Genomic DNA, 20,582 nt, shown 5'->3' on the forward strand with positions numbered 1-20,582 from the left:
CTGTAGCGCATTCCTTGGCCGACCAAGGTAATCTCGGGGAAGACGTCGCGAAGGGCGGGGGAAGGCGTCGACACCGGCCGACCGGACCACCCGCACCGACGAGGAGCTGTGCCATGAAGACCGAAGCCGAGCGGGCCGAGCCCGCGTGTCCGTCCGCGGCCCGGGGCGGGCCCGTCAGCACCAGCATCGCCCGGGTCGCGCGGCTGCACCGCATCGCCGCGGGCAAGCTCCTGAAGGACGCCGGTCTCTACCCCGGCCAGGAGCTCATGATGATGCACCTGTGGGAGTCGGGCGCCGTGCGTCAGTCGGAGCTCATCAGGATGGTCGAGCTCGACCCCTCGACGGTCACGAAGATGCTCCAGCGCCTGGAGCAGGCGGGACACGTGCGGCGCCGCCCCGACCCCGCCGACCGGCGGGCCGTGCTCGTCGAGGCCACGGACGACGACAACGGCCTGATGCGCGCCGTGGAGAGCGCCTGGACCAAGCTGGAGCAGCACACGCTCGCGGGCCTCGACCCGGACGAGCGCGCCCAGCTGGGGCGGCTGCTCTCCCGCGTCGAGGCCAATCTGTGCGTGGAGACGGCGGGCTGCCCGGAGGTCAGCCGCTGAGGGCGGCGAGCAGGCGGTCCACGTCCGCCGCCGTGTTGTAGAAGTGGAAGGCGGCCCGCAGGTGGCCCGCGCGGTCCGAGACCTCGATGCCCGCCGCGCTCAACTCGGGCTGGCGGGCGCCGAGTCCGGGCACCGCCACGATGGGCGAGCCCGGCGCGGGCACCGGCTCGTGGCCGAGCTCGGCGAGCCCGGCGCGGAAGCGGTCCGCGAGGCCCAGGTCGTGCGCGCCGATCGCGGCCACGCCGAGCTCCTCGACGAGCTCCAGACAGTGCCGGGCGCCCGCGTACGCGAGCAGGGCCGGGCTCTCGTCGAACCGGCGCGCGGAGTGGGCGAGTTCCTCGACCGGGCCGTAGCAGCTGTCCCAGGGGCGCTCCCCCGCGACCCAGCCCGCGAGCACCGGGCGCAGGCCGCCGAAGCCCTCGGACTCCTCCGGCGCGACGAAGAACGCGACGCCGCGCGGGCAGGTGAGCCACTTGAACCCGACGGACGCCGTGAAGTCGGCCGTGGCGACGTGGTCGCGCAGGTCGAACCAGCCCGCCGCCTGCGAGGCGTCGAGGTAGAGGCGGGAGCCGTGGGCGCGGACGGCCGCGCGCAGCGCGTCGAGGTCCACGATCCGGCCGTCGGCCGACTGCGCGACGCTGACCGCGACCAGGGCCGTGCCGGGGCGGACCGACTCGGCGAGCCGCTCCAGGGGCACGGCGCGCACCTTCAGGTCCGCGCGCATGTGGAAGGGGTTCACCGTCGAGCTGAAGTCGGCCTCGGCGGTGAGGACTTCGGCGCCCTCCGGCAGCGAGGCGGCGACCAGGCCGCTGTAGACGGCCACCGAGGCGCCCGCCGCGACCCGGCCCACCGGCACGCCGACGAGCCGCGCGAAGGCGGCGCGGGCCGCCTCCACGTCCGCGAACATGTCGGCCGGGCGGCCCTGCGCCACGGAGAGGGCGCCCTCGTGCATCGCGGTGACGGCACGGGCCGGGAGCAGGCCGGTGCTCGCGCTGTTCAGATACGTGGTCCGGGGAGCGAATGCGGAGCGTACGAGAGTCGGGTCGAGGCTCTGGCCGGTGCGCGGTCCGGTGGTCTCCATGGGATCACTGTGCCCCCTGACCGCGCGCCGGTCCATCGCGGATGTGTGAGCGGTACCGGTAAGCACCGCTAATCCGTTGGTCCGCGGCCCCCGCGGCCCCGTCGGGTCAGGCCTGCGGCACCGCGCAGCCGTCCGGGCCGCAGGCCTCCGCGTCCTGGCCACCGGTGGCGCCGGCCCCGTCGCCGCCGCCGAGCACCGTCAGCGGCGACCGGCTGCCCCAGGCCTGCTCCAGGGCCTGCTCGAACACTTCGGCGGGCTGGGCGCCGGAGACGCCGTACTTGCGGTCGAGGACGAAGAACGGCACGCCGTTCGCGCCGAGCTCGGCGGCCTCGCGCTCGTCGGCGCGCACGTCGTCGGCGTAGGCGGCGGGGTCGGCGAGGACCGCGCGGGCCGCCTCGGGGTCCAGGCCCGCCTCGGCGGCGAGGGCGACGAGGCGCTCGTCGTCGTCGAAGACCGACTGCTCCTCGGCGAAGTTCGCCCGGTACAGGGCGGCGATCAGCGCGTCCTGCCGGTCGGCGCCCGCGGCCTTGGCGAAGTGCAGCAGACGGTGCATGTCGAAGGTGTTGCCGTGGTCGCGGCCCCTGGTGCGGTAGGTGAGGCCCTCCGCGCCCGCCTGCGCGCCGACGCCTTCCTCGGCCGCCTCGGCCTGCGCCTGCGACATCCCGTACTTGCGCTCCAGCATGGTGAGCACGGGGGTGGTGTCACCCTTGGCGCGGTGCGGGTCGAGCTCGAAGGAGCGGTGCACCACCTCGACGGCCTCGCGGTGCGGGAAGTCCGCGAGCGCCCGCTCGAAGCGGGCCTTGCCCACGTAGCACCAGGGGCAGGCGATGTCGCTCCAGATCTCGACGCGCATGTTCTGACTCATCTCCAGGTCCGGCGATGCGGAGACGGCCTCCGCTCCTGGGGTTCAACCCCCGGCGGGCCCTGTCCATTCCTCGGACCGGGCGAAATGTTCCGTGTTCTCCCGGATCCAGGTGCGCAGCTGGGCCAGCGGCTCCAGGGCGCCCCGGCCGAGCGCGGTCAGCTCGTACTCGACGCGGGGCGGCACCTCGGCGTGGACGGTGCGCAGCACCAGGCCGTAGTCCTCCAGGCGCCGCAGCGTCCGCGTGAGGACCTTGGGGCTGATCCCCTCCAGCGTGCGGCGCAGCTCGCCGAAGCGGCGCGGCCCGTCGGCGAGGGCCGTGATCGCGAGGCCCGTCCACTTGTTGGCGAGCAGCTCGAAGATCTCCCGGCCGGGGCACAGCAGGCCGTAGATGTCGTGCTTGTGCGTGCTGTCCGGCCGGGCACCGGCGGGGGAAACACCGCTCTGACCTGTCATGGTTTCCAGAATATAGTTGGGGCCCTTGCGGGTGATCAGGGGCCCGGTCCTACGTTTCGGCCATGGAGATCCGCACCCAGAACCCCGTCCGGACCGGCATCGTCGGTCTCTCCGCCCGCGGCGGCTGGGCCCCGCAGTCGCATCTGCCCGCCCTGGCCCGGCTCGACGGCTACGACCTGCTCGCCCTTGCCGCTTCGAGCCCCGAGTCCGCCCTCGCCGCCGGCGCGCGCTACGGCGTTCCGCGCGCGTACGGCAGCGCCCGCGAGCTCGTCCGCGACCCCGACGTCGACCTCGTGGTGGTCAGCGTCCGCGTGCCGCTGCACCGCGAGGTGATCCTGGCGGCGCTCGCGGCGGGCAAGGCCGTCCTGTCGGAGTGGCCGCTCGGCAACGGCCTCGCGGAGGCCGAGGAACTGGCCGCCGCCGCGGCGGCCGCGGGCGTGCGCACGTTCGCCGGACTCCAGGCGCGCTCGGCGCCCGCCGTGCGGTACGTGCGCGACCTGGTCGCCGACGGCTTCGCCGGTGAGGTCCTGTCCACGAGCCTCGTCGCGTCGGGGCGCCGCTGGGGCGCCACCTTCGAGCCGGGCGGCGACTACCTCCTGGACCGGGCCAACGGCGGCACGATGCTCACCATCCCCTTCGGCCACACCGTCGACGCCCTGGCCATGGTGCTCGGGGAGTTCACCGAGGTCTCGGCGACCACGGCGACCCGGCGTCCGGTCGTGCGCGAGGAGGGCTCGGGGCGCACCGCCGCCATGACGGCCGACGACCAGATCGCGGTGAGCGGACGGCTGACCTCCGGTGCCGTCGCCTCCGTGCACTTCCGGGGCGGGCTCGCCCGCGGCACCACCTTCCACTGGGAGATCAACGGCACGGACGGCGACCTGGTGGTCACCGGCGACCACGGGCACCTCCAGCAGGCCCGCCTCACCGTGCGCGGCGCCCGGGGCACGGACGGCGCCCTGCGGGAACTGCCCGTGCCGGAGCGGTACTTCGACGTGCCCGCGCTGGACGACGTGCGCGGCGAGGTGCCGTACAACATCGGCGTCCAGTACGCGGAGGTCCTGCGCGACCTGCGCGAGTCCACTTCGGGTGTGCCGGACTTCGCCCACGCGGCCCGGCGGCAGCGGCTGCTCGACGCGGTCGAGCGGGCCGCCGCCACGGGTTCGCGCGTTGCGCTGTGACTGAATGCTGCCGGTCCGTTGGAACTGCGCGGCCAGCCACCGACGGGCCGCAGAGCACGGATTGCTCAAGAACCGTCGCGCAAGGCCTTCGGCCAGTTGGGGCGGAACTCGATGTGGTCGAAGGTCACCACGCAGCCCTCGCCCTGGGGCGACTGCGCGAGGAAGCCGACGAGCGCCGCGCCGGCCGAGGCCGCGTCGCCCAGCTGGAAGATGCGGACGAACGTCCAGTGCGCGCCGTCCGTCGACGCGTGGAAGGCGAACGCCGTGCCGGTGCGGCTGATCCGCAGCCACACGTGGGAGCCGTCGACGACGAAGGCGTTGGCGTCGTCGGAGCGGCCCCGGGTGACGACGGTGCAGATCGTGGGCAGGTCCGGGGAGCGCTCGAAGCAGAGCTTCGCCCACTCCCGTTCGCCGACGTGCAGATAGAGCACGCCCGCGTCGAAGGCGGCCGCGAAGCCGACCGTGACCCGGGCGATCAGCTGGAAGTCCCCCTCGGGCGCGCCGAGCAGCCGGGGCGCGTCGGACGCGGGGTCCAGGGCCTCGCCGGTGGGCGGCACGAAGCGGTCCTGACGGGGGCCCGCCCAGCCGGTGAGGACCCCGTCCTCGTAACCCCAGTCGCCGTCGGGCCCGTACGGTCTGAGCGGGAAGGGCAGTTCGGGCAGCTCGAGGCTGCCGGTGTCCTTGGCGTTCATGCCGTCAGTGTTCCAGGCGGCCGTCGTAACGGCGGGGCAGACCCAGGGGATTGGCGTCGTGGAGCTCCGGCGGAAGGAGCGCCTCGGGGGTGCTCTGGTACACGACGGGGCGCAGCCAGCGCTCGATGGCGGTGGAGCCGACGGAGGTGGAGGTGCTGGTCGTCGCCGGGTAGGGCCCGCCGTGGTGCTGCGCGGGGGCCACGGCGACGCCGGTGGGCCAGCCGTTGACGAGGACGCGGCCCGCGAGCGGCGTCAGTTCGGCGAGCAGTTCGGTGCCGCGGCCCTCGCCCGCGGCCTCGTCGGCCGAGAGCTGCACGGTCGCCGTGAGGTTGCCGGGGAGCCGGGCGAGCACGGCGGTGATCTCCTGCCGGGACGCGTAGCGGGCGACGACGGTGACCGGGCCGAAGCACTCCTCCAGGAGCAGGTCGTGCTCCCCCGCGGCGGCCAGGCGTGCCGCGGGGACGGTGAGGAACCCGGCCGCCACGGTGTGCTCGCCGGCCGCGCCCGGCGTCACCGGCGCGCTCACCTCCGGGAGTCCGGCGCGCTCGGCGACCCCGGCGACGAAGGCGTCGCGCATGCGGTGGTCGAGGAGCACGCCCGGCTCACCGTCGCTGACCGCGTCGGTGAGGGACTTCACCAGGCGGTCGCCGTCCGCTCCCTCGGGGGCGAGGACGAGGCCCGGCTTCACGCAGAACTGGCCGACGCCGAGCGTCATCGAGCCCGCGAGGCCGGTGCCGATCCGCTCGGCGCGCTCGGCGGCCGCGGCCTCGGTGACGACGACCGGGTTGAGCGAGCCCAGCTCGCCGTGGAAGGGGATCGGCACCGGGCGCGCGGCCGCCGCGTCGAAGAGGGCGCGTCCGCCGCGCACCGAACCGGTGAACCCGGCGGCGGCGACCAGCGGGTGCCGGATCAGTTCGAGGCCCGCGTCGAAGCCGTGCACCAGGCCGACGACCTCGCGCGGCAGGCCGTGCTCGGCGGCCGCGCGGCGCAGCACGGACGCGACGAGCTCGGAGGTGGCCGGGTGGTCGGGGTGCGCCTTGACGACGACGGGGCAGCCCGCGGCGAGCGCGCTCGCGGTGTCGCCGCCGGGCACGGAGAAGGCGAAGGGGAAGTTGGAGGCCCCGTAGACGGCGACGACGCCGAGCGGGACCCGGTAACGGCGCAGGTCGGGGGTGGGGGGTGTGGTGCTCGCGTCGGGGTGGTCGATGACGACGCCCAGATAGGCGCCCTCGTCGAGGACGTCCGCGAAGGCGCGCAGCTGGAAGCGGGTGCGGGTGAGCTCGCCGCCGAGCCGGACCGGGCCGAGCGCCGTCTCCGCGTCGGCGGCCTCCACCAGCGGGCCCTCGGCGCCGCCCAGGAGGTCCGCGGCGGTGCGCAGGAAGGCCGCGCGGGTCGCGCGGTCCGTGAGGGCGGCGCGCGCGGCGTGCGCCGCGGCGACGGTCCGGCCGACCTCCTCGGCCGTGGCTTCGACGGCGACCTGCTCGCGCCGCTTCCCGGTTCGGGGGTCGACGCTCCACACTGGTGCTGCTGCCACCGGGGGTCCTCCAGGCTTCCCAGAAATCCACGATTGACGTGCCGTTGCCGCCGCCGTTCGCTCCGCACCCACCAGGGCCGTTCGATATACTGAACGCCGTCTCCCATGGTGAATCCGGCGGGGACAGTGGAGACTATTTCTCGTCGCACGTGAGGGGTCAAGGGCGATGGCAGCTGCTGAGACGGGCGGGGGCGCGCAGGTCAAGTCCGCGGTGCGGACGGTGGAGTTGCTCGAGTTCTTCGCGGGCCGCCCCGGCATGCACTCCCTGGCCGACGTCCAAGAGGCGGTCGGCTACCCGAAGTCCAGCCTCTACATGCTCCTTCGCACGCTCGTCGAGCTGGGCTGGATCGAGACCGACGCCACCGGCACGCGGTACGGCATCGGGGTGCGGGCCCTGCTCGTCGGCACGTCGTACATCGACGGCGACGAGGTCGTCGCGGCGGCCCGGCCCACGCTCGACCGGCTCTCGGACGACACCACCGAGACGATCCACCTCGCGCGGCTCGACGGCACGAACGTGGTGTATCTGGCCACCCGCCAGTCCCAGCACTATCTGCGCCCGTTCACGCGTGTGGGCCGCAGGCTGCCCGCGCACTCCACCTCGCTCGGCAAGGCGCTGCTCGCCACCCACACCGACGAGCAGGTGCGCAAGCTCCTGCCGGAGACGCTGCCGTCGCTGACCGAGAACACGATCACCGACCGCGAGCAGCTCATCGAGGAGCTGCGCACCGTGCGGGAGCAGGGCTTCGCCGTGGACCGCGAGGAGAACACCCTCGGTCTGCGCTGCTTCGGCGTGGCGATCCCCTACCGCACGCCCGCGCGGGACGCGATCAGCTGCTCCGTGCCGGTGGCCCGGCTCACGCCCGCGCACGAGCAGATGGTCAAGGACGCGCTCTTCGACGCCCGCGACCGGCTCACCCTGGCCACGCGGCGGCTCTGACCTCCTCTTCGACGGCGGGCCCCCTCCCCCGCGCGGCGGAGGCGGTTCGTCGCCGGGCAGGACGTGGCGCGATCCGCCGCGCGCCAGCCTGGAGGCATGACCCAGCTCCTCGTCCCCTCCTCCGGACTCCCCGCCGCCGACAGGCCCGGCAGGACCCGCCGCGTCCTGCGCGCCGTCGCCATCGCCTCCTGCCTGCCGTACCTGTCCCTGAAAGCGGCCTGGATCGCCGGCAGCCACATCGGCATCCCGGAAGGCAGCGCGCTGCTCGACCACCGCGGCGTCATGATCGCCGCCAACACCCTGACCGTGCTCATGGACGCGGCCGTGATCGTCCTCGCGCTGCTGCTCACCCGCCCCTGGGGGCACCGCGTCCCGGCGTGGCTGCTCGCCCTGCCGATGTGGGCGGCCACCGGTCTGCTCGCGCCGATCATGGCCGGGTTCCCGGCACAGCTCGCGGTGCGGGCGCTCGGCGGCTCGGTGAACAGCGCGGAGGACACCGGCCGCGAGCCGTTCCTCGACGAGTGGGTCTTCGGGGTGGTGTACGGCGGCTTCATCCTCCAAGGCCTCAGCCTGGGCCTGCTGTTCGCCCTGTACGCACGCGACCGCTGGGGCCAGGTGTGGCGCGGCCGGGTGGCGGGGCTCGCGGCCCCCGGCCGGGGCGCGCGGCTGTGCGCGCTCGCCGCGGCCGTCCTCGCGCTGTACCCGGCGACCCTGCGGCTCCTGTGGGCGAGCGGTTCGACGCTCGGCCTCAACGCGTCCCGGGCCGCGGAGCGCACCAGCGACTTCTACGTCCTGCAGGCCCTGGAGGCCTGCTACCTCGCGGCGGCCGTGGCGGGCGTCCTGGCGCTGGCCTTCCGGTGGCGGCCCGCGCTGCCCGTGCGGGTGCCGCTGGCGCTCGCCTGGCTGGGGTCGGGGGCGGTGGCGTGCTGGGGCGCCTGGCTGCTGATCGCCTCGCTCGGGCCCGCGGGCGACGCGGCCGAGCAGCCGACGACGGCCATGATCCTGTCCTACGCTGTACAGATGATCATCGGAACGCTCGTGGCCGCCGTCGGCGTCCGCCTGCTCACGGAGCGCGCGGGCCGCGGCGGGGCCGCGTGAGACGCCTCGGCCCTGCCCTGTTCGGGCGGCGGGCGCGCCGCCGGTGGATCCATCTGATCCTCGGCGGCGCGGTCGCCATGCCGTACGTCTTCGTGGGGTCGATCCTGTCGGGACCGCTCTTCGGCGACGACCGGTTCTTCGGCTCGTTCCGCGCCCAACTCCTCGCGTTCGCCATCGGGTTGCCGATGGCCGCGGTCACCGCGCTGTTCCCGCTGACCCGGCCCATGTCGGTGGCGGCGGTGCGGGCGCTGTGCGGGGTGCCGGACGAGGCGCTGGCCGACGGGCCGCCGCGCACCCGCCAGGAGCGCGGGCGCACGGTCCTGTGGTTCACGCTGCACCTCGGGTTCGGCGGGATCATCAGCGGGATGACCCTCGGGCTCGTGCCGTTCGCGGCGTTCCAGCTCGTGCTGCCCCTCACCGTGGGCGGGTGGGACTCCTGGCTCGGTCTCCCCGACCACCTCCGCGACCCCTGGACGCTGGCCCTCGCGCCGGTCTCGGGCACCGCGTGCCTGCTCGTGCTCGCCGGGTGCGCGGCGCTCGGCGGCGGGCTGCTCGCGCGGTGGGCGCCGCTGCTGCTCGGGCCCACGCCCGCCGACCGGCTGGCCGCCGCCGAGCAGCGCGCCGCCGACCTCGCCGTGCGCAACCGCCTCGCCCGCGAGCTGCACGACTCCGTGGGCCACGCGCTGAGCGCGGTCACGCTCCAGGCGAGCGCCGCCCGCCGGGTCCTCGACCACGACCCGGAGTTCGTGCGCGAGGCCCTCGCCGCCATCGAGGACACCACCCGGCGCACCGTCGGCGAGCTGGACGCGGTCCTCGGCGTCCTGCGCGAGGGCGACCAGCGGGCGTCGACGGCTCCCGCGCCCACGCTCGCCGCCGACCTGGACGGCCTCCTTCGCCGTACCCGCGCGGGCGGGCTGCGCGTGAAGGCCGCCGTCGCCCTCGGCCCCGGCGGCGCCGACGCGCTGCCGCCGATGGTGTCCCGCGAGGCGTACCGCATCGTGCAGGAGGCCCTCAGCAACGCCCTCAGGCACGGCGGCGCCGACACCGCCGTGACGCTGCGGATCGCGCGCGACGACACCGGCCTCGACCTGAGCGCCGAGAACCCGCTGCCGTCGGCGCCGCCCGGCACCGCGGCCGACCGGCCCGGCGGCGGCCACGGCCTGCGCGGCATCGCCGACCGGGCCCGGCTGCTCGGCGGCACCACCGAGTCCGGACCCGAGGCCGGGGTGTGGCGGCTGCGCGTACGGCTGCCGCTGCGACCACCCGCCTGACCGGCCCGACCGACCCCCCGCCCGCGTGACCGCCTGGAGGACCGCCCATGACCGACACCCCGCTGCGCATCGTGCTCGCCGACGACGAGCGCATGGTGCGCACGGCGCTGCGCGTCATCCTCACCGCCGAGCCCGACCTGGAGGTCGTCGGCGAGGCGGCGACCGGCGCCGAGGCGGTGTCCGTCGTCCGGGAGCTGCGGCCCGACGTGGTCCTGATGGACGTGCGCATGCCGGAGGTCGACGGCATCCGCGCCACGGAGCAGATCCTCCAGACGATGGCGGAGCCGCCGCGCGTCGTGGTCGTCACCACCTTCGAGAACGACGCGTACGTCTACGAGGCGCTGCGCGCCGGGGCGTCCGGCTTCCTGCTCAAGCGGGCCGACGCGGACTCCCTGGTGCAGGCGGTGCGCCTGGTCGCGCGCAGCGACTCGCTGCTGTTCCCCGCGGCCGTGCGCGCCCTGGCCGCCGAGCACGCGCGGGCCACGACCGCGCAGGCCCCCTGGGTGGCCCGACTCACCGGGCGCGAGCGCGAGGTCCTGAAGCTGATGGCGGCCGGGCTCACCAACGCCGAGATCGCCGGGCGCATGGAGGTGGGCCCGGCGACGGTCAAGACGCACGTGGCGGCGGTCCTCGCGAAGACGGGCGCCCGGGACCGCACGCAGGCCGTGATCGCGGCGTACGAGGCGGGCTTCATGAAGAACGCCTGAGAAACAGGACACATCCCTCCAAGCCGGGAACGTCCCGGCCCCGGATGCTCGTCCTTGTCAGGGATGAACAAGACGATCAGGCACACCGCGGTCTTCACGCTGCTCCTGGTGGTCGCGCTGCTTGTGCGGGCCACCTGGGTGCAGTTCCACGACTCGAAGGCGCTCGCGGAGGACAAGCTGAACAAACGGAACGCGATCAGGACCTACGCGAACCCGCTCGGCGACATCATCGTGGCCGGTGAGTCCGTCACCGGCTCCAAGCGCACGTCGGGCGGCGACCTGGCGTACAAGCGCACGTACAAGAACGGGCAGCTGTACTCGTCCGTCACCGGGTACAGCTCGCAGGTGTACGGCGCCACGCAGCTGGAAGGGATCTACAAGGACCTCCTGGACGGCAGCGACAACCGGCTGAAGAACCCGCTCGACACGCTCACCAACAAGCGCGCCGACCCCGGTGACGTCGTGACCACCATCGACCCGGCCGTCCAGAAGGCCGGGTACAAGGCGCTCGGCGACAAGAAGGGCGCCGCCGTCGCCATCGACCCGAAGACCGGCAAGATCCTCGGGATGGTCTCCACGCCGTCGTACGACCCGTCGAAGATCAGCGGCTCCAACGACGGCGACGCGTGGAAGGCGCTCACCGGCGACGAGGACAAGCCGATGGTGAACCGCGCGATCCGGCAGCCGCTGCCGCCCGGCTCGACCTTCAAGCTGGTGGTCGCGGCGGCCGCCCTGGAGGACGGCCTGTACGACTCGGTCGACCAGAAGACCGACAGCCCCGACCCGTGGACGCTGCCCGGCACGCGTACGTCCATCCCGAACGAGGTCAAGTCCGCGCCCTGCGAGAACGCCTCGCTGCGCACCGCGCTGCAGTGGTCGTGCAACAACGTCTTCACCAAGCTCGCCGTCGACCTCGGCCAGGACAAGCTGCGGGCGCAGGCGGAGAAGTTCGGCTTCAACGCGGAGAAGCTGGACGTGCCGGTGCGCGCGGGCGTCAGCCTGTACCCGAAGGACATGGACAAGGCGAGCACCGGCCTCACCGGCATCGGCCAGTTCGACGTGACCGCGACGCCGCTGCAGATGGCCATGGTGTCGGCCGCGATCGCCAACGGCGGCGAGCTGAAGTCCCCGCACATGGTCTCCAAGACCACGACCGCCGACGGCGACGTCCTGAAGAACTACGACGAGGACACCGGCTCGGAGCGCGTCGTCAGCGAGTCCACCGCCGATCAGCTCGCGTCCGCGATGCGGTCGGTCGTCGAGAAGGGCACGGCGACGAACGCGCGCATCAGCGGGGCGACCGTGGGCGGCAAGACGGGTACCGCCCAGCACGGCGAGAACAACAGCAAGACGCCGTACGCCTGGTTCACGTCCTACGCCAAGGGGTCCGACGGCAAGGAGGTCGCCGTCGCGGTCATCGTCGAGTCCTCCGACGCGGATCGCTCCGAGGTCAGCGGCAACGGCCTGGCGGCCCCCATCGCCACGGCCATGATGCGGGCCGCACTGCGCTGAGGCCCGCGCCCCCTACGGGGCGCTCACGCCGGGCTTCGCTTCGCGTACGGCAGGGTCGGGCGCGGGGATCGTCAGGTCGCGCACGGAGAGCATGACGTGCACGGCGACGGAGAGCAGCAGGCTGCCGGTGGCCAGGTACAGGCCGGTGAGCAGGGCCCCGAAGAGGGCGAAGACGAGCACGCCGGTGCCGCCCTGGTACCACCCGGCGAGCGCGTACACGGCGAGCGACAGGGCGGCGGCCGCGTACAGCGGCAGCCCGAGGGCGCCGACGCCGAAGGCGATGAGCAGGCCGCGGTAGACGAACTCGGCGCAGATCCCGTCGGTCACGGCGGCGGCCACGGCGAGCCGTCGCTCCCGCCCGGTGCGCGGGAGCATGGCCTCGATGGCGGCGCGGCCGGGGATGTGCTTGCCCTGCCTGGCCAGCTCCTGGAAGTGGCGGCTCGACGCGGCGGCGGCGACGCCGAAGAGCAGGACGACCGGCACCGTGTACGGCGCGTCGTCGGGCAGCGTGACGCCGAAGTCGGCCGGGGCGGCGCCGGGCGAGAGCAGCAGCACCGCCACAGCCAGCGCGGCCAGCCCCCACCAGGCGGCGATCACGTATCCGAAGTAGCGGACGAGGGCGCCCGGTTCGGTGGCGCGGCGGCGTGCGAGCGAGCCGTACATGCGGCGCCCCAGCCAGGGCTCGCCGAGCAGCAGATAGGCGGCGAGCGCGCCCCCGACTGCCGTGGCGGCCACCGATAGGTCGGGCGAGATCGACATGGGTCCCCCTGGACGATGTACGTGCGCACACGGCGGATGGACGTGTACTGGCTGGTCAGAGCCAGACCGTATGGTCAGCTGGTCCGTTGCGCAAACCATCTCGGGGCGCCGGGTGCTCCGGGCTATGGCCGCCAGCGCGGGTCGCGGCCGCTGAGCGCGATGACGCGGTCCAGGAGGGGAGCCTCCGGCGGGACGGGCACCGGCGGCCCGAAGAGCGAGCTCCGCGCCGCCGGGCCGTCGGCGTCGGTGGCGGACAGCATCGCGTGGGCGACGCCGAGGCTCGCCGCGTCCGGCGCGTACTCCTGGCCGGTGGCCCGCGCCAGGTCCCAGCCGTGCACGACGAGTTCGTCGACGGCGACGACCCCGGCCACCTCGCCGGGCAGGTCCACGCCGCCCGCCCGGGTCTGCCCGGTCCACGCGGCGGAGTCGCGCCACACCTCCGCCAGCTCGGCGAGGCGGCGCGGCAGCTCGTCGCGCCAGTCGGCGTCGATGTCGGGCAGCCTGCTCGACGGATCGGTGTCGGTGCGCGCCCCCAGGTCCTTGCGCGCGGCGTCGGTGAACGCGGCGGCGAGCCCGACGAGGTGGCCGAGCAGATGGCGCACGGCGTAGTCGGGGCAGGGCGTCGGCCCGTCCAACTGGTCGTCCGTCACCCCCACGGCCAGGCTCGCCACCAGGCGCGCCTGTGGCCTCAGGTCCGGCAGCTCGTGCGGCTCCCCCGCGGGGTCCACCGCGTCCGGCAGGGGGTTCGAGGTCTCGGGCATGGCCGTCTCCTTCACGCTGGGAAGCTCGCCCCGGTGGGGCCCTCTCCCTGACGTGACTGCCCCGGCGGCCGGAATTCATCGCCGCCGGGGCCCCGCTGTCGAGGCGGTTACTTCACGTCCGCCCAGCGCTTGATCGTCGCGATGACCCGGGACTGCTGCGGCTCGGGCAGTTTCGCGATGGACGCGCCGTGGTTGGCGCCCGGCACCTCGTAGCGGTAGGAGTCGCGGTGGCTCGGGGTGAACTTCTCCGCGCTCCACGGGTCGTTCTCGCCGTAGATGAACATCATCCGCTGGCCCCGGGTCTTCACCCAGCGGTCGACGTCGGCGATGGTCGCGTTGTCGTACGTGCCCCGCATGGCGGCGGGCAGGACCGAGTTCGGCTGGTAGATGTCCGGGTAGTGGCGCACGCCCTTGAGGTGCTTGAACTTCAGGTCGGCCCAGCCGAGCTGGGTGGCGGCCTGGCGGTAGTAGGGGCCCGAGCTGTTCACGCCGAGGTCCTCGTCGTAGTAGACGCTCAGACCGTGCCCCTTGGACCAGGAGTAGAGCTCGTCGTCCGTGGCCTTCTTCGCGTCGGGCACGGTGGCGCAGTTGTCGATGCTGCCCGACTGCCAGAAGTTCCACACCTGGTCGAGGACCGCGAACTCGTACGCGCGGTCGGTCGTGCCGAGCGTCTCCTCGAAGGTCTGGCCGTTGGCCTTGGCGTCCGCCTCGAACTTGGGCAGGAGCGCGGCGCGGCGGACGAGCATCTCGCGCTGCACGGCGTTCAGGGCCGCGCGGCACTCCTTGGTGCCGACGGTCTCGAAGAAGCGCTCGTAGCCGGAGTCGTCCCGGTTGTTCTTGTCGTTGGGCGCGACGAACGCGACCACGGCGTCCAGGTCCTCGGGGTAGAAGCGCTCGTGGTACGTGGCCGTCATGCCGCCCTTGCTGGCGCCGGTGCCGATCCACTTGCCCCGCTCGATGCCGCGCAGGGCCTGGGTGACGCGGTGCTCGTCGGCCGCCTCCTGCTGGACGGTCATCTTCGTCCAGTCGTCGCCCGCCGCGCCCTGGGGGCGGGACTGGAGGAAGTAGCGGTGTTCGAGGCTGACCTGGTTGGCGTCCAGGAGCCGGGTGACGGCGGTGGTGCCGGAGGCGATGCCGTAGCCGGTGGTGTACAGGACGGTCGGCCGATCCGTCGACTTGTGCCACAGCGTCAGGCGCTGGGTGAAGGAGGCCTTGTGCGGGCGCTCGTGGTCGACCGGCTGACGGTAGGTCAGGGTGTAGAAGGGATAGCCCTCCTTGTCCGTCACGGAGACGACCGTCATGCCCGGTATCTTCTCCAGGCGTTCGCGGACGTCCTCCGCGGTGGCTCTCGCCGAGGTGTCGGCCCGCCCGGAGCCGGCCCTGGTCTGCGCCTGCGCCGCGCCGTCCTGCGCGGCCGCCGTGCCCGCGGTGGCGAGCACCGCGGCGCCTGCCGTGAGTCCGGCACAGACCAGCGCGGATATCCCCTTGTTGCGCACGTTGTCTCCCCTGTTCCCCGCCCACGTGAGCGATGTTGGTGCGCGGATCGTAACGGCTGTCAGGCGAGCCGCGACAGGGCCTTCTCGACGTGCGCGAGGTCCTCGTCGGAGGCGAGACCCGCGTGATAGAGGCGCAGTTCGGTGGCGCCGTGCGCCGCCGCGCGCCGGGCGTCGGCGGCGAGCGTCGCGGGGCTTCCGCCCAGGCCCGCCACCACCGTGAGGTTGGCGGCGAGGACGGTGTGCCCGCGCGCGCGGGCGGCGAAGGGCGCGAGCGCCTCGGGGCCCCCGGTGCAGGGTACGACCACGCCGTCGGCCACGGACAGGACGTGCTCGGGGTCGGCCCCCGCGTTGGCTCCGCAGCGGTACGTCACCGGGTCCGCGTGCAGGAGCACCGAGAAGCCGTCGGGCGCCTCGGCGCGCACGGCCCCGACCGCCGCCTCCTGGAAGGTGCGGGCGCTGTGCTCGCGCCACGCGCGCGTGGCGGCCGCCGCCTCGGCTCCGAGCAGCCGCTCCACGCCCGCCCAGCCCGGACCGGGCGCGGCGCCGCGCCACACCGGCTCCAGGCCCCGGCGCACGGCGGCGGCGAGCCGGTCGGCGTCCTGGCCGTGTTCGCCGTACCCGGCGCGGCAGGTGGCGCAGAAGCACAGGGACATCGCGTACTCGCCCGCCTCGCCGAGCCGCACCCCGGCGACCTTGTCGTGGGCGTGCAGATGCGCGAAGCCGTACCAGCCGCACGACTCCAGTTCGGCCCCGGCCGCGCCCGGCCGGACGGCGGCCTCGGCGGCGAGGTCGACGAGGTAGGCGCGGTTCGCGGGCCGCGCGATGCAGGGCGCCCAGGGGTAGCGGTCGCCGTAGGCGTTGACCACGCCGGTGTCCGGGTGCTCGGCGCCCAGGCGGGAGTTGTGGGCGAGCACCACCCAGGCGTGGACGTCGAGCCCGGCGGCCGCCAGGGCCTCGGCGGCCGCGCCGTAGGCGTCGCCCGGCGCCCAGTCCCCCGCGGGGTACGGGCGTGGCTCCCGGCCCCGCCAGCGCCCGCCCGGCGGGTACAGGACGGCGGCGTGCCCGGCGGTGACGACGCGGTGGTGCGGGTGGCGCGGGGTGAGGGCCCGGGTGGAGTGGTAGGCGGCGGCGAGGGTCACCTGGCGCACGCCGAGGGCGGCGACGCGCTCTGCGGCCGCGGGGTCGCCGACGACGTCCCAGGGGTAGAGGAACGCGCCCGCCCTCACGCCCCGGCCTCCGCCGCCAGGGCCCGGCCCCGCTCGATGAGTTCGGCCAGGCGCTTGACGTGGTCGTCGGCGGGCTCGTGCAGCGGCGGGCGCACCCCGCCCACGTCGAGGCCGGTGAGCCGCACCCCCGCCTTGACCAGGGAGACCGCGTAGCCCTTGCCCTGGGCGCGCAGTTCCACGAAGGGCCGGTAGAAGCCGTCGATCAGCCGGGCCGCCGTCGCGTCGTCGCCGCCGTTCAGCGCCCGGTGGAAGGCGAGCGCGAGGTCGGGCAGGAAGCAGAACACGGCCGAGGAGTACAGGCGCACGCCGATGCCCCGGTAGGCGAGGCCGGTCAGCTCGGCGGTGGGCAGGCCGTTGAAGTACAGGAAGTCCCCGGGCCCTTCGGCGCGTACGGCGCTGACGATCCGCTGCATCAGGTCGAGGTCGCCGAGGCCGTCCTTGAAGCCGATGACGCCGTCGGTGCGGGCGAGGCCGAGGACCGTGGCGGGCGTGAACACGGCGTTGTCGCGCTGGTAGACGACGACGTCCAGACAGGTCGCCGCGGCCAGTTCGGCGTAGTGCCGCAGCAGGCCCTCCTGGGAGGCGGCGACCAGGTAGGGCGGCAGGGCGAGCAGGCCGTCGGCGCCCGCCTCCTCGGCGAGGCGCGCGTACCGCACGGCGAGCGCGGTGCCGTAGCCGGTGCCCGCGACCACCGGGACGCGGCCCGCGGTCTCCGCGACGGCGGCGGCGACGCACTCCTGGAACTCCTCGGGCGTCAGCGCGTGGAACTCGCCCGTGCCGCAGCACGCGAAGACCGCCGCCGCGCCCGCCTCCACGCCCCGGCGCACATGGGTGCGCAGCGCGTCGACGTCGATCGAGCCGCCGGGCCCGAAGGGGGTGACGGGGAAGAACAGCGGCCCGCTGGGAACGCGGAGCCGGGAGGCGAGGGTTCCTGACCGACCTGACCTGCCTGACGTCACGGGCTCTCCCTAAGCGTGCACGTTTCTGATTCACGTCCATGTCCCTGAACGCGCCCACGCTAGGGCGGCTCTCCGTGCGGGTCAAGCGCGCAACCACGCGACGCGGGAACGGATCCACCGGCTCCGCGCCCCCTTGACTCCACCCGCCACCGCTCCCTAGCGTGTCCACGGATGTGAATCCTGGACACAGGCACGCACGACACGGCCCCCGCCGCCGCGCCTCCCCCGGCCACCCCGCGCCACGCCGCCCCCGCACACCACCACGCCGCCCTCTCGCGCCACCCCGAGGAGACCGCCGCATGCCCGCTCCCCGCACCGTCCTGCTGACCGGAGCCGCCGGCGGTCTCGGCACCCTGATGCGCGGCCTGCTGCCCGCGTACGGCTACGAGCTGCGCCTGCTCGACCTGCGCCCCGTCGAGGGCGCGCCCGGCGCGCTCACCGTGGACCTCGCCGACCGGGCCGCGCTGCGCGAGGCCGTGCGGGGCGTGGACGCGGTGCTCCACCTCGCGGGCATCTCCCTGGAGTCCACCTTCGACAAGATCCTCAAGGCCAACGTCGAAGGCACGTACCACCTCTACGAGGCGGTGCGCGAGGAGGGCGTGCCCCGCGTCGTGTTCGCCTCCTCCAACCACGCGGTGGGCTTCGCCCCGCGCCCCGTCGGCACCGACCCGCTGATCCCCGTCGACGCCCCGCGCCGCCCCGACACGTACTACGGCCTGTCGAAGTCCTTCGGCGAGGACCTGGCCCAGTACTACTGGGACAAGCACGGCGTGCAGACGGTGTCCGTGCGGATCGGCGCCTGCTTCGCCGAGCCCGCCGACGTCCGGATGCTGTCGGTGTGGATGTCACCCGAGGACGGCGCGCGGCTCTTCCACGCGGCGCTCACCGCCCCGGACGTCGGGCACACCGTGGTGTACGGCTCGTCCGCCAACACCCGGCTGTGGTGGGACCTGGAGCCCGCGCGGGCGCTCGGGTACGCGCCCCGGGACGACTCCGAGCGGTTCGCGGCGAAGCTGATCGCCGAGCACGGGGAGCTCGACCCCGCCAACCCCGACCACGCGCACCTCGGCGGCCGCTTCTGCACGAACCCGCCAGTGTGGCCGTATTGAGCCTCATCCCGTGAGGGGACGGCGTCCTCAGACCGGGGTCGGGTGCGGGTCAGACCGTCGGCTGACGTGCCCGAACAGCCGCACCCCTAGCCTGACTCGACATGACGACCACCCGAAGGACCCCGCGCGGCCGTGCCGTCGCGTCCGTGCTCGCGCTGGCCCTCGCCCTGCCGCTCGCGGCCGCGTCGGAGGCGCTCGCCGCGCCGCGGACCGCCGACCGGCCCGCCACCGCCGACGCGCCCGTCACCCGGCCCGAACTCCCGCGCCCCACCGGCAAGTACGCCGTGGGCCGCGACACCCTGCACCTCGTCGACAAGAGCCGCAAGGACCTCTGGGCGCCCGAGGAGCCGCGCGAGCTGATGACCTCCCTGTACTACCCGGCGAGAGGACAGGGCGGGCGCGCCACCGCGTACACGTCCCTCGAGGCCGCCCGCGCCCTGCTCACGTACTACCACCTGGACGCCCCGCCCGCCGCCTACAGCGCGACGCGCACCTACGCCCGCACCGGGGCGCCCGCCGCGCCGGGCCGGTTCCCGCTGGTGCTCCTCTCGCCCGGCTTCACCGCGCCGCGCTCGACCCTGACGCACCTCGCCGAGGACCTGGCGAGCCGCGGCTACGTCGTGGCCACCGTCGACCACGCCCACGAGGCGGCGGGCGGGGAGTTCGAGGGCGGCCGCATGCCGCCGTGCCTGGGCTGCGACCCGGACTCGACCGTTCCGGGCCCGCGCATCACCGAGAACCGGGCCCAGGACCTGTCGTACGTCCTGGACCGTCTGGTCGGCGGGAGGTCCGGCAAGGCGACCTGGCGGCACGCGAAGATGATCGACCGCAAGCGGATCGGCTCGGGCGGCCACTCCATCGGCGGCGCCGCCACCATGGCCCTGATGAACACCGACCGCCGGGTGCGGGCGGGCATGAACATGGACGGCGGCATCCAGATCAAGCCGGACGGCCTGCGCGGCCGCCCCTTCCTGATGCTCGGCACCGAGCTGACCACGAAGCCCGACGGGCCCTACCACTGGGACGACGCCTGGCCCCTCATGGACGGCTGGAAGCGCTGGCTCGCGGTCGCCGGGTCCGGCCACTTCACGTTCACCGACGCCCCGGTCGTCCTCGAACAGCTCGGCGTGGACGAGGACCCCGAGGCGCCGATCTCCGGCGAGCGCGCCGAGCGGATCACCCGCGCCTACGTCGGCGCCTTCTTCGACCGGCATCTGCGGGGCATCGAGCAGCCGCTCCTGAACGGCCCGACGGCCGACCATCCGGAGGTGACGTTCCACCAGCCCTGATCCGTGCGTCCGGTGCGGGCGGCAAACGGGCGCCGTCCGCACCGCGAACGGGCCCGCGCGCCGTCGGCACCGCAGGCCAGGGCCGCCCCGGGCGGGCACATCCGGGCATCATCGAGTCCGCTTTCCGCCTGTTCAGCCCAGTGATCGCCCTGTAGAAACGTCCCCACGGGCCCGAACGGTCACCCGGAACGAGCCAGGGGAAGAGGTGGCACCATGACGGCGGAGGAGCGCCAGCGGCAGATCGTGCGCGCGGCTCGCCGCTCGGGATCCGTCGACGTCAGCGCGCTCGCCGTCGAGCTGGGCGTCGCGAAGGAGACCGTACGCCGCGACCTGCGCGCCCTGGAGGACCACGGCCTGGTGCGGCGCACCCACGGCGGCGCCTATCCGGTGGAGAGCTCGGGCTTCGAGACCACCCTCGCGTTCCGCACGACCATGCACGTGCCGGAGAAGCGGCGGGTGGCGGCGGCCGCGGCCGAGCTGCTCGGCGACGCCGAGACGGTGTTCATCGACGAGGGCTTCACCCCGCAGCTGATCGCCGAGGCCCTGCCGAAGAACCGCGAGCTGACCGTGATCACCGCGTCGCTCGCCACGGCGGGCGCCCTCGCCACGGCCGACCACATCACCGTGCTGCTGCTCGGCGGCCGGGTCCGTCCGGGCACCCTCGCGACCGTCGACCACTGGACCACCCGCATGCTGGCGGGCTTCGTCATCGACCTGGCCTTCATCGGCGCCAACGGCATCTCCCGCGAGCACGGGCTCACCACCCCCGACCCGGCGGTCAGCGAGGTGAAGGCGCAGGCGCTGCGGGCGTCACGGCGCGTCGTGTTCACGGGCGTGCACACCAAGTTCGGGGCGGCGAGCTTCTGCCGGTTCGCCTCCGTCGGCGACCTGGAGACCATCGTCACGAGCACCCTCCTGTCCGCGTCCGAAGCCCACCGCTACGCGCTGCTCGGCCCGCAGGTCATCCGCGCCTGAGCGCGCCCCGCCCCCTCTCCCTCCGGGCTCCGGCATGCCCCACATGCCCCAAATACCCCCTTTATC

Annotated in this window: 20 protein-coding genes; 10 read left to right on the forward strand and 10 right to left on the reverse strand. The window is 74.3% G+C overall.

Translation table 11 applies throughout. The annotated features are described in order from the left end of the window. The first annotated feature begins 113 nt into the window (after positions 1 to 113). Positions 114 to 608 (forward strand): MarR family winged helix-turn-helix transcriptional regulator, encoded by a 495-nt coding sequence (locus C9F11_RS10590; protein ID WP_138959028.1) that lies wholly within the window; start codon positions 114 to 116, stop codon positions 606 to 608. Here C9F11_RS10590 and C9F11_RS10595 read toward each other — a convergent pair. The 3 genes from C9F11_RS10595 to C9F11_RS10605 all read right to left on the reverse strand — a co-directional run bounded on the left by C9F11_RS10595 (position 598) and on the right by C9F11_RS10605 (position 3,007). Then, the gene (locus tag C9F11_RS10595) at positions 598 to 1,689 is read right to left on the reverse strand and encodes an aminotransferase class V-fold PLP-dependent enzyme (protein ID WP_138959029.1); all 1,092 of its coding nucleotides are present in this window, start codon (positions 1,687 to 1,689) and stop codon (positions 598 to 600) included. The genes C9F11_RS10590 and C9F11_RS10595 overlap by 11 nt on opposite strands. Before the next feature lie 106 nt (positions 1,690 to 1,795). Next, positions 1,796 to 2,542 carry a DsbA family oxidoreductase gene (locus tag C9F11_RS10600; protein WP_138959030.1) on the reverse strand — a complete coding sequence of 249 codons (747 nt, stop codon included), beginning with the start codon at positions 2,540 to 2,542 and terminating at the stop codon, positions 1,796 to 1,798. A gap of 54 nt (positions 2,543 to 2,596) precedes the next feature. Continuing rightward, positions 2,597 to 3,007, reverse strand: a complete 411-nt coding sequence (locus C9F11_RS10605) for a helix-turn-helix domain-containing protein (protein ID WP_138959031.1) — start codon at positions 3,005 to 3,007, stop codon at positions 2,597 to 2,599. A gap of 62 nt (positions 3,008 to 3,069) precedes the next feature. On the opposite strand from C9F11_RS10605, the gene C9F11_RS10610 reads away from it, so the two are divergent. After that, the gene (locus C9F11_RS10610; protein WP_138959032.1) at positions 3,070 to 4,188 is read left to right on the forward strand and encodes a Gfo/Idh/MocA family oxidoreductase; all 1,119 of its coding nucleotides are present in this window, start codon (positions 3,070 to 3,072) and stop codon (positions 4,186 to 4,188) included. Between the two features lie 65 nt (positions 4,189 to 4,253). Here C9F11_RS10610 and C9F11_RS10615 read toward each other — a convergent pair whose 3' ends face one another. Both C9F11_RS10615 and C9F11_RS10620 read right to left on the reverse strand, forming a co-directional pair. Next, the gene (locus C9F11_RS10615) at positions 4,254 to 4,880 is read right to left on the reverse strand and encodes a DUF1349 domain-containing protein (RefSeq protein ID WP_138959033.1); all 627 of its coding nucleotides are present in this window, start codon (positions 4,878 to 4,880) and stop codon (positions 4,254 to 4,256) included. 4 nt (positions 4,881 to 4,884) lie between these two features. Further along, complete coding sequence (locus tag C9F11_RS10620) at positions 4,885 to 6,414, reverse strand: aldehyde dehydrogenase (NADP(+)) (protein ID WP_138959034.1); 1,530 nt, start codon at positions 6,412 to 6,414, stop codon at positions 4,885 to 4,887. Between the two features lie 166 nt (positions 6,415 to 6,580). Here C9F11_RS10620 and C9F11_RS10625 point away from each other — a divergent pair, with 166 nt between their 5' ends. From C9F11_RS10625 to C9F11_RS10645, 5 genes are all read left to right on the forward strand, one after another. Then, complete coding sequence (locus C9F11_RS10625) at positions 6,581 to 7,354, forward strand: IclR family transcriptional regulator (RefSeq protein WP_138959035.1); 774 nt, start codon at positions 6,581 to 6,583, stop codon at positions 7,352 to 7,354. A gap of 96 nt (positions 7,355 to 7,450) precedes the next feature. Further along, complete coding sequence (locus C9F11_RS10630; RefSeq protein ID WP_171075696.1) at positions 7,451 to 8,452, forward strand: hypothetical protein; 1,002 nt, start codon at positions 7,451 to 7,453, stop codon at positions 8,450 to 8,452. Beyond that, positions 8,449 to 9,723, forward strand: a complete 1,275-nt coding sequence (locus C9F11_RS10635) for a histidine kinase (RefSeq protein WP_249401674.1) — start codon at positions 8,449 to 8,451, stop codon at positions 9,721 to 9,723. The genes C9F11_RS10630 and C9F11_RS10635 overlap by 4 nt, the downstream gene beginning before the upstream one ends. Before the next feature lie 47 nt (positions 9,724 to 9,770). Further along, positions 9,771 to 10,430, forward strand: a complete 660-nt coding sequence (locus C9F11_RS10640) for a response regulator transcription factor (protein WP_138959036.1) — start codon at positions 9,771 to 9,773, stop codon at positions 10,428 to 10,430. 63 nt (positions 10,431 to 10,493) lie between these two features. Further along, positions 10,494 to 11,942, forward strand: coding sequence for a penicillin-binding transpeptidase domain-containing protein (locus C9F11_RS10645; RefSeq protein ID WP_138959037.1), 1,449 nt, complete (start codon positions 10,494 to 10,496; stop codon positions 11,940 to 11,942). A 12-nt stretch (positions 11,943 to 11,954) separates the two neighbouring features. Here C9F11_RS10645 and C9F11_RS10650 read toward each other — a convergent pair whose 3' ends face one another. The 5 genes from C9F11_RS10650 to C9F11_RS10670 form a co-directional block, all read right to left on the reverse strand. Next, a complete protein-coding gene (locus C9F11_RS10650) occupies positions 11,955 to 12,701 on the reverse strand; it encodes a CPBP family glutamic-type intramembrane protease (protein WP_171075697.1) in 747 nt (248 codons plus the stop codon). A gap of 122 nt (positions 12,702 to 12,823) precedes the next feature. Continuing rightward, on the reverse strand, positions 12,824 to 13,462 hold the full coding sequence (locus C9F11_RS10655) for a TIGR03086 family metal-binding protein (protein WP_138959039.1): 639 nt from the start codon (positions 13,460 to 13,462) through the stop codon (positions 12,824 to 12,826). A gap of 107 nt (positions 13,463 to 13,569) precedes the next feature. Next, positions 13,570 to 14,958 carry a S28 family serine protease gene (locus tag C9F11_RS10660; RefSeq protein WP_138959040.1) on the reverse strand — a complete coding sequence of 463 codons (1,389 nt, stop codon included), beginning with the start codon at positions 14,956 to 14,958 and terminating at the stop codon, positions 13,570 to 13,572. 59 nt (positions 14,959 to 15,017) lie between these two features. Beyond that, on the reverse strand, positions 15,018 to 16,184 hold the full coding sequence (locus tag C9F11_RS10665; RefSeq protein ID WP_138959041.1) for a hypothetical protein: 1,167 nt from the start codon (positions 16,182 to 16,184) through the stop codon (positions 15,018 to 15,020). Beyond that, complete coding sequence (locus C9F11_RS10670; RefSeq protein ID WP_138959042.1) at positions 16,181 to 17,143, reverse strand: 5-dehydro-4-deoxyglucarate dehydratase; 963 nt, start codon at positions 17,141 to 17,143, stop codon at positions 16,181 to 16,183. Before C9F11_RS10670 ends, C9F11_RS10665 begins: the two co-directional genes overlap by 4 nt. A 299-nt stretch (positions 17,144 to 17,442) precedes the next feature. Here C9F11_RS10670 and C9F11_RS10675 point away from each other — a divergent pair, with 299 nt between their 5' ends. The 3 genes from C9F11_RS10675 (at position 17,443) to C9F11_RS10685 (ending at position 20,516) form a co-directional block, all read left to right on the forward strand. Beyond that, a complete protein-coding gene (locus tag C9F11_RS10675; RefSeq protein WP_138959043.1) occupies positions 17,443 to 18,252 on the forward strand; it encodes an NAD(P)-dependent oxidoreductase in 810 nt (269 codons plus the stop codon). Between the two features lie 101 nt (positions 18,253 to 18,353). Then, a complete protein-coding gene (locus tag C9F11_RS10680) occupies positions 18,354 to 19,541 on the forward strand; it encodes an alpha/beta hydrolase (RefSeq protein ID WP_138959044.1) in 1,188 nt (395 codons plus the stop codon). Positions 19,542 to 19,754: 213 nt separating this feature from the next. Further along, positions 19,755 to 20,516: a DeoR/GlpR family DNA-binding transcription regulator gene (locus tag C9F11_RS10685; RefSeq protein WP_138959045.1), complete on the forward strand. Its 762-nt coding sequence runs from the start codon at positions 19,755 to 19,757 to the stop codon at positions 20,514 to 20,516. Positions 20,517 to 20,582: the final 66 nt, after the last annotated feature.

Origin of the sequence: Streptomyces sp. YIM 121038 (genome assembly GCF_006088715.1) — a bacterium.
Lineage (GTDB): Bacteria > Actinomycetota > Actinomycetes > Streptomycetales > Streptomycetaceae > Streptomyces.